Consider the following 13,323-nt stretch of genomic DNA (forward strand, 5'->3'; position numbering starts at 1 on the left):
ATTGGTGCAGCGCAGGACAATCGCCTGGTGGGTTACGCGGCGCACTGCAATGGCGGTGATCGGACATTCGCAGGCTTGGCGCCGCTAACCCACCCTACTAGGCTGCCCGAGATCCGTAGGGTGGGTTAGGCGTCTGTCACCTATCTTGATGAGCCCGCAAAGTCCGTTGCGCCGTAACCCACCATGGGCGCAGCGCAGGACAATCGCCTGGTGGGTTACGCGGCGCACTACGATGGCGGTGATCAGACATTCGCAGGTTTGGCGCCGCTAACCCACCCTACGGGGTGTGTGAGACGAAGGGGCTTAGCGATTCAACCCAAGCATGTCTTTGGCCACGGCCTCGGCCACGCGAATGCCGTCGACGCCAGCCGAAAGAATGCCGCCGGCGTAGCCGGCACCTTCACCGGCCGGATACAACCCCTTGAGATTCAGGCTCTGCAGGTCATCGCCACGGGTGATGCGCACCGGCGAGGAGGTGCGTGTCTCGATGCCGGTGAGCACCGCATCAGCCAGGTCGAAGCCCTTGATCTGCTTGCCGAAGGCCGGCAGCGCCTCGCGGATGGCTTCGATGGCGAAGTCCGGCAGCGAGGGCGCCAGATCGCCCAGTTTCACGCCCGGCTTGTAGGAGGGTTGCACTTCGCCGAGGGCGGTGGACGGCTTGCCTTTTATGAAGTCGCCGACCAGTTGTCCGGGCGCCTCGTAGTTGCGCCCGCCGAGCACGTAGGCGTGCGATTCCAGGCGTTCCTGCAGTTCCACACCGGCCAGCGGGCCATCCGGATAGTCCTGCTCGGGAGTGATGCCGACGACGATGCCGGCGTTGGCGTTGCGCTCGTTGCGCGAATACTGGCTCATGCCGTTGGTGACCACGCGCTCAGGCTCGGAGGTGGCGGCGACCACGGTGCCGCCTGGGCACATGCAGAAGCTGTAGACCGAGCGGCCGTTGCTGGCGTGATGCACGAGCTTGTAGTCGGCAGCGCCGAGTTTTGGGTGGCCGGCGTACTTGCCTAAGCGCGCGCGGTCGATCAGCGACTGCGGGTGTTCGATACGGAAACCGACCGAGAAGGGCTTGGCCTCCAGGTACACGCCATGGGCATGCAGCATGCGGAAGGTGTCGCGCGAGCTATGGCCGAGGGCCAGCACCACATGGCGGCTGAGCAACTGCTCGCCGCTCTCCAGCACCACGCCCGTGAGTTGGCCGTCTTCGATCAGCAGATCGCTGACGCGCTGCTGAAAGCGCACTTCGCCGCCGAGGGCCTTGATCTCCTCGCGCATGGTGGCGACCACGCCGGTCAGGCGGAAGGTGCCGATATGCGGCTTGCTGACGTAGAGGATCTCGTCCGGCGCGCCGGCCTTGACGAACTCCTGCAGTACCTTCCGCCCGTGGTGGTGAGGGTCCTTGATCTGGCTATACAGCTTGCCGTCGGAGAAGGTGCCAGCGCCGCCTTCGCCGAACTGCACGTTGGAGGTGGGGTCGAGCACGTTCTTGCGCCACAGGCCCCAGGTGTCCTTGGTGCGCTGACGCACTTCCTTGCCGCGCTCCAGCACGATGGGGCGCAGACCTGCCTGGGCCAGGATCAGCGCCGCGAAGATGCCGCAGGGGCCGAAACCGACCACGATCGGGCGTTCGTCCAACGGCGTTTCGGCCTTGCCGACCGGCTTGTAGGCGATGTCCGGTGCCGGGCCTACATGCTTGTCATCGCTCAGGCGAGCGAGCAACGCCGCCTCATCTTTCACCTCACAGTCGAGGGTGTAGATGAACGGCATGTCGCCGAACTTCTTGCGCGCATCGTAGCTGCGCTTGAACACGCTGAAAGCCAGCAGCTCGCTATCGGCGATGCCCAAGCGCTGGACGATGGCCGGGCGCAGCGCGTCCTCGGGGTGGTCGAGGGGCAGTTTCAGTTCGGTCAGGCGAAGCATGGGCAGTGTCCTGGTTGGCCGGTGGTGATCCGGCAAGGTGGAAAAAGCGGCGATTGTACGGGATTCACCGCCCGGATGGAGGAGGCCGGCATTATCGAACTACTGGCGGCTTTGCTCCGTTGAGCGTAGGTGAGCGATGTCTTGAGCGCTGCGCCAGTGCAGACAAACGGGCTGATCAGCCACGCTGACGTTCGATCGCGAGACCCCGAATGAACATCAAGGCAGCGCCCGCGCAGGCTGCTGTCGCGGCATAGACGATCACGGCTTGTGAGTCGAGGCTGTCGATGATCAGTCCTCCTAGAACCGCACCCGCAGCAATGGCGACCTGGAAGGTCGAGGACAGCAGGGCGCCAGCGCTTTCCGCGTGATCGGCGGCGGCGCGCGCGTTCCAGATCGAGATCGATACCGGGAAGGCGCCGAAGGCGAAGCCCCATAGCGCAATCGCGACGAAGGCAACGTCGGCCTGTGTGCCGAACAGGATCAGCGTGAGTGCAACGGCAGCGATCAGGAACGAGCAACTGCTGACTGCCCAGGCTGGACTGCGCGCGGCGACGGCGCCGCCGGCAAGGTTGCCGAAAAAGCCGCAGACACCGAAGGCCAGCAAGGCAAGCGAGACGGTCGCGACATCCAGGCGGGGAACCTCCTCGAGGAAGGGGCGAATGAAGGTCAGAGCGGCGAAGTGCCCGGAAATGACCAGCAGCCCGGTGCCGATACCGACGACGACTGCACGCCGCGTCAGCGCTGCCTTGAAGGACGCCAGGCCCGGTGCTGCCGTGGCCGGCAGTTTGGGCAAGGTCAGCATCTGGATCGCCAGCGCCACCACGCCAATGCCGGACGCGGCCAGGAAAGTTGCCTGCCAGCCCCACAGTTCTCCCAGGTAGGCACCCAGCGGGGCAGCGAAGATGGTTGCGAGCGAGATGCCCATCATGATGATCGAGATGGCACGCGGCACCTTGTCCGGGGGCACCAGGCGCAGGGCGAGCGCTGCCATCATGGCCCAGAAGCTGCCGAGGGCGAAGCCCAGCAGCCCACGCGCGATCAGCAGTACCGTGATGTTTGAGGCATAGGCCGAAAGGATGCAGGAGAACACCAGCATGCCCATCAACCCCCAGACGATCTTCTGCCGATCCAGGCGGCCCGAGAACAGCACCACCAGCGGCCCGGCGAATGCGGCAACCACGGCGGTGGCGGTGATGGCCTGGCCCACCGCACCGTTGGATACGCCCAGGTCGGCGGCCATCGGCGTCAGCAGGCTGATCGGCAGGAATTCCGCCGTGACCAGGCCGAAGGCGCCCAGGGCAAGAGAGATGACGGCCCACCAAGCAGCAGACATGGATCTGGTGTCAGCAGCAGATGAATCGGTATGGGACATGATGGAATCCTTCATTTTCGTCTCCCGGTAGCTCAGCCGAACTGCACCAGTTCGAGCGAGGGCAACGGCCCACCGGGGAATTGCGTCAGGCGCCCACCTTCGGCCAGTTCGCCAAGGTCGATAGCGGCGAAACCCAGCTCATCGATCAGTGCGCTGACCTGGTTTTTCGCGCGATTGTCGTCACCCGCCAGGAACAGCACACGCCGGCCGCCGCGCTCGGCGGGATCGGCGATGAGCAGTCTGGGGTTCAGGTGATTGAACGCCTTCACTACATGGGCGCCCGGCACCAGGTCGGCAAACACTTCGCTTGAGGTGCGGCCATGCAGATCGATAGGGTTGAACAGCGGCGCTTCGATCGGGTTATTGCTGTCGATGACGACACGCCCGGCGAAGTCCGCAAGCCCAGACAGCGCGGCTGGCAGCTTCGACCAGTTCACCGCGACCAACACGATGGGCTGCGCTGCCGCCTGTTCACGGGTGCCGGCACGGATGCTCGGGCCGATGGATTGTACCAAGGCTTGCAGGCTCTCTGGCCCGCGGCTGTTGGACAGGATGGCCGGGATGTTGCGGCGTGCCAGGGCCCGGGCGAAGGCCGCGCCGATATGGCCGGCACCGATGATGCCGATGGAGGGCAATTTGCTCATGCTGGGATTCCTTGAGGCCTTAGGTGTCGGAATACTGTGGGGCAGGCTGACTGGCCTGCCCCGGCATACTCAGGAGGTCAACCCGCCGTCAGCGAGGATGTCCGCACCAGTGATGAACGAGGCTTGCGGGCTGGCGATGAATGCCACGAGGCTGGCAATTTCGTGTGGCTCTCCATAGCGACCCACTGCCATGCGGGGAGTCAGAAGCTGGGCAACCTCGCTATCGGCCGGGTTCATGTCGGTGTTCACTGGGCCTGGGTGGATGCTGTTGACCGTGATACCGCGTGGCCCCAGATCATGTGCCAGGCTGCGGTTGAAGCCGGCGACGGCGCCTTTGGTCAGGCTGTATGCGGCAAGTCCGGGCACACCTGCGTACTTGGTGACCGAGCTGGCTATGTGGATGACGCGACCGCCTGCCTGCATGTGCCTTACCGCCTCCTGGGTGGCGACGAATACACCGGTCACGTTGACCGCGAGCAGCTTCTGGTAATCCTCGAAGCTGGTTTCTTCGAACTGGCTGAACACGCCGATACCGGCGTTATTCACCAGAATGTCGAGGCCCCCGAACGCCTCTACCGTCTTCGCGACGGCGGCGCGCACGGCCTCGGGGTCGGCTGCGTTGGCCTGGATCGCCAGCACGCGACCGCCTGCCGATTCGATCTCGACGGCGACTTCTTTGGCCTGTTGGGGCGAGCCGTTGTAGGTGAAGGCAACCTGCGCGCCGTCGGCGGCCAGGCGTTTGGCGATAGCTGCGCCGATAGAGCGAGATCCGCCAGTTACTAGAGCCGTTTTGCCGGCCAGAGGAAGGGGGTGGGAAGAAATTACGTTGCTCATGGTTCACTCCGTTTGATTGCCGATACATTCGGTGGAGTGACTATCGCGTTTTCATTCTTCTTTGATTAGCGGCTAATCATTTGGATTATCTTCAAGTATCTATTTAAGATCGCGCCATGGAAACGCTCACCAATCTTGAATCCTTCGTACGCAGTGCCGAGAGTGGCAGCTTCTCGGCGGCAGCGCGCCGGCTTGCGCTCACGCCGGCAGCGGTCAGCCGCAACGTCGCCATGCTGGAGCGCAACCTGGGTGTACGGCTGTTCCAGCGTTCGACACGCAAGCTGACGCTGACCGAGGCGGGCGAGTCTTTCTTGGCTGCGGTTGGCGGCAATCTGGAGTCATTGCAGAACGCCATTGCAGCGGTATCAGCCGATGATGGCCAGCCGGCTGGTGTGCTCAAGATCAGCGTGGCGCCGTCCTTCGGGATCGGTTACCTGCTGCCTTTGTTGCCCGAGTTCCTGCAGCGCTATCCCCGCGTCCGCCCTGAATGGCATTTCGAGAACCGTACGGTCGACCTGATCGCCGAAGGCTACGATGCCGCCATCGGTGGCGGTTTCGAGTTGGCCAGCGGTGTGGTCGCCCGCACACTGGCGCCGCTGCACGTCATTGCCTTTGCCTCTCCCGCTTACCTGGCTCGGCACACGTTGCCAGCCGATCCATCAGGTCTGATCGATCTGGACTGCATCGTCATGCGTTCGCTGTCGTCGGGTCGTATCCGTACCTGGAACATGCGCAATGCGCAGGGCGATGAAGTGATCGCGACGATGCGCGAGACCGTGGTGGTCAACGATCCAACTGCCGTGCGAGAGGCCGCGCGGCTGGGCCTGGGGGTGGCGATGCTTGCCGTACCCGATGTACTGCCCGAGCTGGAGTCGGGGGAGCTGGTGCGGGTGTTGCCGCGCTGGTGGGCGGATGCCGGCGCGTTGTCGCTGTATTACCCCAGTCGCCAGTTGATGCCGGGCAAGACGCGCAGCTTCATCGACTTCGTGGTCGAGGCTTTCCAGCGCGAAGACTATGCACGGCGTTTTGCCGGGAGTTTGGGCTAGCTGAACGGTTCGTGCCGGTGCAGCCACTCAGCGTCACCGGCATGACTGATGGTCAATTACGCATGGCGCCGAAATGCGCGCAGCCACGTAGCACCTGGCCGTCGAGGCGCAGTTCGGCGCTGAGGTGATTGACCGTGCCGCTCATGCTGTCGACGCAGCGCTGCGGCGCCACCCACAGATCCAGACGCTGGCCGTTGGCTTCGCTGCTGAAATTCAGGCGGCCATCCGGTAGTTGCTCTTCCAGGTAGGGCAGGGCCAGTGGTTCCTGCTCGGGACGATTGAGTACCAGGCCCTTGCTGCCGACTTCCAGTTGCCAGAACGGCTCGTTGCCGCTGGCGCGCAGGGCCAGGCGTTTGAAGTTGAGGTCGTCGCAGCCATGCCCCTCACCTTGCAGGCGATAGATCTGGCTGACCTCGAAGCGACCGTCGTTGCCTTTGCCCTGGCTGCCGCCCAGGCGACCGGCCAGATCGGCGAACAGGCTGGCCTGGCCATCACTGCCGAGCTGCATGACTTCGCGCTCGATACTGGTGCTGCCGCCATCGATCAGCACGAAGCGGCGCTGTTCCTGGCAGGGGGTGAGGACCAGTTGACCATTTTCAACCTGGACTTGACCCTGCAGGCGGGTGGCCGGAGGTGGGCCTTCCGGCTTGCCGGTGTAGACCTGGCAGGCGGCCAGGAGCGGGAGGAGGGCGACGCTGGTAAGCAGGGAGCGGGTGATGGACATGGGTCTCTCCAGATACGAGCGGCCACCATAGCCACAGCGCGACCTCGGCTCAAGCCGTGAGCATGAAAGTCGCGCAGCGACGCCCTCCCTGCTGTCCTTCTCCCTCTGGGAGAAGGTGGCGCGAAGCGCCGGATGAGGGGGCATACCACGCAGGCTTTCATTGTTCGGCTGCTGTTGCAGCATGCCCCGGCTTTGACTGAGCCGCGCGAGTACGGCCTAATTCGCCCGTCCATAAGCCGTCGAGCACCTTCTGCAATGCCCAGCCCCGCCATGCGCCCCAGCACGCTTCATTTGCCCCAGGGCGACTGGGCGACGGTGCTCGATTGCCTGTGCGATCACTTTCCCGCCATCGATCGCGTTACCTGGCTGCAGCGTATGGCGCGTGGTCGGGTGCTGGATGCGGCGGGCACGCCCATCGACGCCACGCATCCCTATCGGGCTGGTCTCAAGGTGCGCTATTTCCGCGAAGTGCCGAATGAGACGCCAATTCCTTTCGTCGAACAGGTGCTGTGGCAGGACGAGCACCTGCTGGTCGCCGACAAACCGCATTTTCTGCCGGTGATGCCTGCCGGTGAGTACGTCGAGCAGACCCTGCTGGCACGCCTGATCAAGCGCACCGGCAATCCTGACCTGGTGCCGATCCACCGCATCGACCGACTGACGGCCGGCCTGGTGTTGTTCTCGGTCAACCCGGCCAGTCGTGGCCAGTATCAGGCGCTGTTTCGCCAGCGTGCGGTGGAGAAACGCTACGAGGCTATCGCTCCGGCATTGGCGCAGTTGGAGTTTCCCTACCTGCATCGTTCGCGCATGGTCGACGGTGAGCCGTTCTTTCGCATGCAGGAAGTCGCAGGCGAGACCAACAGCGAAACGTGCATCGAGGTGCTGGAGCGCCGTGGTGAGCTTTGGCGCTATGGGCTGTCGCCGGTGACCGGACGCAAGCATCAGCTGCGCGTGCATCTGTCCGGGCTCGGCGCGCCTATCGTCGGCGACGATTTCTATCCGCTGCTGCGGGAGTCGCGCAATCTGCCGGATGACTACAGCAAGCCGCTCAAACTGCTGGCGCGCGGCTTGCGCTTCGTCGATCCGCTCAGCGGGCAGATGCGTGAGTTTGATAGCCAGCTGCAGCTGCAGTGGTAGCGCTGGTGCGCATGGCGCACCCTACGGAGCGGCGAGTCGTACGTCGTCGCGTAGGGCGTACTCGCGAAACAGTACGCCGCAGGGGTGTCGCAAGCTCGCAGCCCAACCGGCGGACTGTTCGCTGGCGCTGCGAGCGGCCGGCGTTCCGGTCCGCCCTACGCGTGGCTCTTGCACCAGAGCTTGAATAAGGGTTCTGCCAGGAACATCACCAGAAACAGCCGTAGCACCTGCAATGCAGTCACCAGCGCTACCGACAGCTGCAAGGCTTCGGCGGTCAGACACAGCTCGGTGATGCCGCCCGGCATCATGCCCAGCATCAGCGACAGGTGGTCTTCGCCGGCCAACCAACCAAGGGCTTCGCCGAGCACGGCAGCGGCGAGCATCGCCAGCAAGGTGAAGGCCAGCACGCGGGCGAGAAAACCCGGTGCACTGCGGAAGAAGGCGCGATCGAAGTGACAGCCCAGGGCGCAACCAATCAGCCACTGGCCGAGCTGGCCGAGGCCTGGCGGCAGGCCCAGATGCAGGTCGAAGCCGGCGCTGGCAACGGCGCAGACAGTCAGTGGGCCGAGCATCCAGGGGTTGGGTTGTTTGAGTCGGCCCCAGAGCATTGCTAGTAGAGCGCCAGCGGCGAGCAGGCCGATCAGCCAGGTCCAGTCCACCGGCGCGCGAGTCGGCGCGCTGACGGCGGGCAGGCCCCAGGTGAACAGCGCCGGAATCAGCAGCACCACCAGCAGCAGACGCAGGCTGTGCGCCGCTGCCACTCTTGCGGGTTGGGCATCGTGACGCAGGGCCAGGTTGACCATCTCGCTGGCGCCGCCAGGCATGCTGGCGAAGAAGGCAGTGGCGCGGTCGACGCCAGCACGGCGCAGGATGGCAATGCCGATCAGGCTCAGCAGCAGCGTGCCGAAGGCGCCCATCACGATCACGGGCAAGTGGCTGAGCACCTGTTCCAGCACGTCGCTGGTGAAGTGCAGGCCGATGCCGCTGGCGACCAACCATTGGCCGGCCTTGCGCCCGCCCGGCAGTTCACTGAAGGCGCGATTGGCCAGGCAGCGCACAACGATTACCGCCAACAACGAGCCGACCATCCACGGCAAAGGCCAGCCGGCGAGGCTGGCCAGGTAACCGCCGACCACTCCGGCCAGCGGCGTTACCCAAAGATCACGCGGCAGTGGCATCAGCCCCAGCCTTGATCTGCTTGCGTCGACGCATCCAGCGGATGCCCGGCAGGGCCAGCATCAGTACAACAAGCGCCCACAGTACCAGAGTGATCGGGCTGCCCCAGAGGATGCCCAGCTCACCAGCGGAGATCGACAGGGCGCGACGCAGGTTGTCCTCCATCATTTCGCCCAGCACGAAGCCGAGGATCACCGCCGAGAGCGGGAAGTCCAGCTTGCGCAGGATATAGCCGAACACACCGAGGCCGATCATCAGCACCAGGTCGAAGGTGGTGCTGTGCACTGCGTACACGCCGACCATGCTGATCACGGTGATGGCGGGCACCAGCACCCAGTTCGGCACGCTGAGCATGCGTGAGAACAGGCCGACCAGCGGGATGTTCATCACCAGCAGGATGACGTTACCGATGAACAGCGAGGCGATCAGGCCCCAGACCACATCTGGCTGCTGTTCGAACAACAGTGGGCCAGGGGTGATGTTGTACAGCGTCAGTGCGCCGATCATCACCGCGGTGGTGCCCGAGCCGGGTACACCGAGTGTCAGCATCGGGATCAGCGAACCGCAGGCCGAAGCGTTGTTGGCCGACTCGGGAGCCGCAACGCCGCGCAGGTCACCGTCGCCGAACTTGCCGCTTTCACCGGCCAGGCGTTTTTCGGTCATGTAGGTCATGGCGCTGGCGATGGTTGCACCGGCACCAGGCAGTACGCCAATCACGAAACCGGCAAGCGAGCTGCGAATCATGGTCCAGAAGGTGAAGCAGTATTCCTTGAAGTTGAACAGCACGCGGCCGCTGGCTTTCACGGCTTTCTGGCCGTTGTGGGTGTTTTCCAGCATCAGCAGAATTTCGCTGACACTGAAGAAGCCGATGACCACGATGACGAACTGGATGCCGTCGGACAGGCTGACGCTGTCGAAGGTGAAGCGGTATACCCCCGTAGTGGAGTCCACCCCGACCGTGGCCAGGGCCAGGCCGATCAGGGCCGAGAGCAGGGTCTTGACCGGCTTGTCGCCGACCATGCCACCGAGGCAGGCAATGGCGAAGATCATCAGCACGAAGTACTCGGCCGGACCGAAGGCCACTGCCCATTTCGCCAGGAGCGGCGCGAACAGCACCACGCCGCAGGTGGCGATCATGCTGCCGGTGAAGGAGCTGACCGCCGACAACGACAGGGCGATACCCGCTTTGCCCTGACGTGCCAGCGGGTAGCCGTCGAGTGTGGTCATCACGGCAGCGGCATCGCCAGGCACGTTGAGCAGAATGGCGGAGATACGTCCGCCGTATTCGCAGCCCAGGTAGACGGCGGCGAGCAGAATCAGTGCGGTTTCCGGCGGCAGGCCAAGGGCGAAGGCCAGTGGCAGCAGCAGGGCTACGCCGTTGATCGGGCCCAGGCCTGGCAACAGGCCGACGATGGTGCCGACGAAGGCACCGAACAATGCAACCAGCAGGTTGGTCGGCCGGGTGGCGACGTCAAAGCCCTGCATCAGAAAATGTAATGTTTCCATCTCAGCTCTCCACCAACGCTTCGAACACGCCCAGTGGCAGCGGAACGTCTAGCGCATAATCGAACAAGGCATACAGCAGCACGCCCATCAGGACGCCGCTAATCAGGCACGGCAGCACACGACCCGTAAACAGCAGGCCCAGCACGAAAACCGCCACAGCCGTGCTCAGAACGAAACCCAGGGGCTCGAACAGCAGGGCGTAGGCCAGCAGGGTGAGAATGCACAGGCCGCTGCGCAGCACGGCATGGCGGCTGAGCGTCTCGGTGTCCGCACCGGGTTTGAACACCAGCCAGGCAGCGCCAGCACCCATTAGCGCCAGCAGCAGCAGCGGGTAGGCGCGCGGGCCAACCGGGTCATAGGCGAAGGGAGCCTGGAAGCCCCAGGCGATAACGGCGAGACAGGCGCACAACAGCAGCCAGATCGCAGCGAACAGGCGAACGTACATAGCAATGGTCTCTTGCGTAGGGACAGGATCGAACGGCGGTGCAGTTCAATGGCGGGTTCGGTATCGGGCGACGCCGAACCCGCTGATGCATTTATTCCTGCATCAGGCCGAATTCACTGGCCAGGGTCTTGTACTCAGCGACCTGCTTGAACACCAGGGCCTTGAGTTCATCACCGGTCACCGACAGCGGCAGCAGGTCACGCTGTTCGCGCAGCTTGGCGAACTCTTCGCTGGCCAGCAGGGTATCGAACTGCTGTTTCCACCAGTCGAACTGCTCGTCGCTGACTTCCGGGCCCATGTAGAAGCCGCGGATCACCGGCCAGGTGATGTCGTAACCCTGCTCTTTGGCGGTCGGGATTTCGGCCAGCTTGCCTGGCAGACGCTCATCGGAGAGCACCGCGAGGATGCGCACTTTTTTCGCTTCCAGCTGCGGAGTGACTTCGCCCAGGCCGCTGCTGGTGACCTGCACATGGCCGCCAAGCATGGCGGTGAGGGTTTCACCACCGCCTTCGAAGGCGACATAACGCAGGTTTTTCGGGTCGATCCCGGCCAGGCGGGCGATCAGCGCGGTCTGCATCCAGTCCTGCCCACCGATGGTAGCGCCGGCGCCGAAGACGATGCTGGACGGATCCTTTTTCAGAGCCTGGACCAGGTCATCGAGGTTCTTGTAGGGCGAGTCGTCGCGTACGGTGATTGCGCCGTAGTCGGTACCGACTGCGGCCAGCCAGCGTACGGCGTTCTCGTCATAACGACCGAATTTGCCCTGGGCCAGGTTCAGCAAGGAACCGCTGGAGAAGGCGGTGATGGTGCCAGGATCCTTGGCGCGCTGGGCGACCACGGCGTTATAGGCTACGGCACCGACGCCGCCCGGCATGTAGGTGACTCGCATCGGCGCCTTGAGCAGACCTTCATCCTTGAGGCCGCTCTGGGCCAGCTTGCAGGTCAGGTCGAAACCACCACCGGGCTTGGCCGGGGCGATGCATTCGGGGCGCTTGGGTTCGGCAGCCAGCAACTGACTGGCAAAGGCCAGGCAGGCAGTCGCCAGTGCGGCGCGGGTCAGGACAGATTTCATGAGTGATTCCTCGCGAGTCTTGTTGTTGTTTACCAGATCGGCAGGGTGTAGCCGACGATGACACGGTTCTCGTCCGCGTCGCGGGCGAAGTCGGAGCGGAAACTGGCGTTGCGCACACGCACGTAGAGGTCCTTGAGTGGGCCGGCCTGCACCACGTACTTGAGCTCGATGTCGCGTTCCCATTCGCCGCCACGCTCGTCGGAGCCGGCAACACGAGCGTCATCGCCACGGATGTAGCGGGTCATGAAGGTCAGGCCGGGAACCCCGATGCTGGCGAAGTTGTAATCGTAGCGGGCCTGCCAGGAACGTTCGTCGGCGTTGGCGAAGTCATTGATCTGCACGAAGTTGACCAAAAACGGATCGCTGCCATCGATGTAGGCAAAGCCGGTGTCGCCGCTCATGTCCTGGAAGCCCAGGCCGAACTTGTGGCTACCCAGGCCGTAGCTGACCATGGCGTTGAAGGCCTGGTTGTCGACCTTACCGGCGTTGGCCGCGCCGCTGTCACGACTGACGATATAACGCACGTCGCTGCTCAGGGTGCCCGCACCGATCTTGTGGCTGCTCAGCAGACCGAAGAAATGCTGGCGATAGATGTCATCCAGATCGGCAAAGTAGTAACGGCCGGTGAAACCGGGAGCGAACTTGTAGTCGACGCCGGCCAGGTCCAGGTGGTCGGCTTCGACGCCGGAGGCGAAGCGGCGGTTCTTGGCGTTGAGCACCATCTCTTCGGAGTTGGTCGAAGCGCGGTCGATGACCTTGTCCAGGCGGCCACCGGTGAAGGTCAGGCCTTCCAGTTCGGAGGAGGTCAGCAGGCCGCCCTCGAACACCTGCGGCAGCAGGCGGCTGTCACTGGCCTTGACCACCGGCAGCTCCGGCACGTGCGAGCCGTAGCGCAGTTCGGTGGCAGAGACCTTGACCTTGCCGGTCAGACCCAGGCGGCTGAATTCGTCGGCGGAGCGATCATCATCATGTACGGGCAGCAGGTCGGTGCCGGTGCGGCCGCGACCGGAGTCGAGCTTGAGGCCGAGCAGGCCCATGGCGTCGACACCGAAACCGACGGTGCCTTCGGTGAAGCCGGACTGCAGATCGAGGCGAAAGCCCTGACCCCATTCCTCTCGCTTGTTCTGACCCGGATCTTCGCGGAAGTCGCGATTGAAATAGATGTTGGTAGCGGTGAGGCTGGCGCTGCTGTCTTCGATGAAGGCGGCGTTGGCGAGGGGGGCAGCGCCGGTAGCGGCGATGGCCAGGCAGAGCAGGCGGACAGGCGGCAGGGCCTGGCGTGAGGCTGCGAGCATCATGTGGTCTCCGTTTTTGTTCTTGTCGCCACCTGGCACCACTGCCAGGTCGCTTGAGCAGGTGGATCGAGCCACCTTGAAACGATGCTATGAGGACAAGCTTTCACTAGGCTTTCATGAACGAAAGATTTTCATGATGGTGTGTTGTTGCGTCA

General features: G+C 63.9%; 12 protein-coding genes. 2 read left to right on the forward strand and 10 right to left on the reverse strand.

The window, feature by feature from the left end; genetic code table 11:
• Nucleotides 1–303: 303 nt before the first annotated feature.
• The 4 genes from BLS08_RS15320 to BLS08_RS15335 all read right to left on the reverse strand — a co-directional run bounded on the left by BLS08_RS15320 (nucleotide 304) and on the right by BLS08_RS15335 (nucleotide 4,767).
• Nucleotides 304–1,917 (reverse strand): NAD(P)/FAD-dependent oxidoreductase, encoded by a 1,614-nt coding sequence (locus BLS08_RS15320; protein ID WP_017677788.1) that lies wholly within the window; start codon nucleotides 1,915–1,917, stop codon nucleotides 304–306.
• Between the two features lie 175 nt (nucleotides 1,918–2,092).
• On the reverse strand, nucleotides 2,093–3,250 hold the full coding sequence (locus tag BLS08_RS15325; protein ID WP_186351467.1) for an MFS transporter: 1,158 nt from the start codon (nucleotides 3,248–3,250) through the stop codon (nucleotides 2,093–2,095).
• Nucleotides 3,251–3,321: 71 nt separating this feature from the next.
• Nucleotides 3,322–3,924: an NADPH-dependent F420 reductase gene (locus BLS08_RS15330; protein ID WP_026088650.1), complete on the reverse strand. Its 603-nt coding sequence runs from the start codon at nucleotides 3,922–3,924 to the stop codon at nucleotides 3,322–3,324.
• Nucleotides 3,925–4,002: 78 nt separating this feature from the next.
• Nucleotides 4,003–4,767 carry a 3-oxoacyl-ACP reductase family protein gene (locus BLS08_RS15335; protein ID WP_017677785.1) on the reverse strand — a complete coding sequence of 255 codons (765 nt, stop codon included), beginning with the start codon at nucleotides 4,765–4,767 and terminating at the stop codon, nucleotides 4,003–4,005.
• A gap of 116 nt (nucleotides 4,768–4,883) precedes the next feature.
• Here BLS08_RS15335 and BLS08_RS15340 point away from each other — a divergent pair, with 116 nt between their 5' ends.
• Nucleotides 4,884–5,813 (forward strand): LysR family transcriptional regulator, encoded by a 930-nt coding sequence (locus BLS08_RS15340; protein WP_017677784.1) that lies wholly within the window; start codon nucleotides 4,884–4,886, stop codon nucleotides 5,811–5,813.
• Nucleotides 5,814–5,865: 52 nt separating this feature from the next.
• Here the strand turns inward: BLS08_RS15340 and BLS08_RS15345 are convergent, their stop codons facing one another.
• On the reverse strand, nucleotides 5,866–6,537 hold the full coding sequence (locus BLS08_RS15345) for a COG3650 family protein (RefSeq protein WP_017677783.1): 672 nt from the start codon (nucleotides 6,535–6,537) through the stop codon (nucleotides 5,866–5,868).
• Nucleotides 6,538–6,792: 255 nt separating this feature from the next.
• On the opposite strand from BLS08_RS15345, the gene BLS08_RS15350 reads away from it, so the two are divergent.
• Nucleotides 6,793–7,674: a pseudouridine synthase gene (locus tag BLS08_RS15350; RefSeq protein ID WP_017677782.1), complete on the forward strand. Its 882-nt coding sequence runs from the start codon at nucleotides 6,793–6,795 to the stop codon at nucleotides 7,672–7,674.
• A gap of 155 nt (nucleotides 7,675–7,829) precedes the next feature.
• On the opposite strand, the gene BLS08_RS15355 is transcribed toward BLS08_RS15350, so the two are convergent.
• From BLS08_RS15355 to BLS08_RS15375, 5 genes are all read right to left on the reverse strand, one after another.
• Entirely contained in the window at nucleotides 7,830–8,852 is a 1,023-nt protein-coding gene (locus BLS08_RS15355) for an AbrB family transcriptional regulator (RefSeq protein WP_017677781.1), read from the reverse strand.
• Nucleotides 8,836–10,356: a tripartite tricarboxylate transporter permease gene (locus tag BLS08_RS15360; protein ID WP_026088649.1), complete on the reverse strand. Its 1,521-nt coding sequence runs from the start codon at nucleotides 10,354–10,356 to the stop codon at nucleotides 8,836–8,838. The genes BLS08_RS15355 and BLS08_RS15360 overlap by 17 nt, the downstream gene beginning before the upstream one ends.
• 1 nt (nucleotide 10,357) lies before the next feature.
• A complete protein-coding gene (locus BLS08_RS15365) occupies nucleotides 10,358–10,801 on the reverse strand; it encodes a tripartite tricarboxylate transporter TctB family protein (protein WP_017677779.1) in 444 nt (147 codons plus the stop codon).
• Nucleotides 10,802–10,892: 91 nt separating this feature from the next.
• Nucleotides 10,893–11,873 (reverse strand): Bug family tripartite tricarboxylate transporter substrate binding protein, encoded by a 981-nt coding sequence (locus BLS08_RS15370; RefSeq protein WP_017677778.1) that lies wholly within the window; start codon nucleotides 11,871–11,873, stop codon nucleotides 10,893–10,895.
• Nucleotides 11,874–11,902: 29 nt separating this feature from the next.
• Nucleotides 11,903–13,168, reverse strand: coding sequence for an OprD family porin (locus BLS08_RS15375; RefSeq protein WP_055987538.1), 1,266 nt, complete (start codon nucleotides 13,166–13,168; stop codon nucleotides 11,903–11,905).
• Nucleotides 13,169–13,323: the final 155 nt, after the last annotated feature.

Source organism: Ectopseudomonas chengduensis (assembly GCF_900102635.1).
Classification (GTDB): Bacteria; Pseudomonadota; Gammaproteobacteria; order Pseudomonadales; family Pseudomonadaceae; genus Aquipseudomonas; species Aquipseudomonas chengduensis.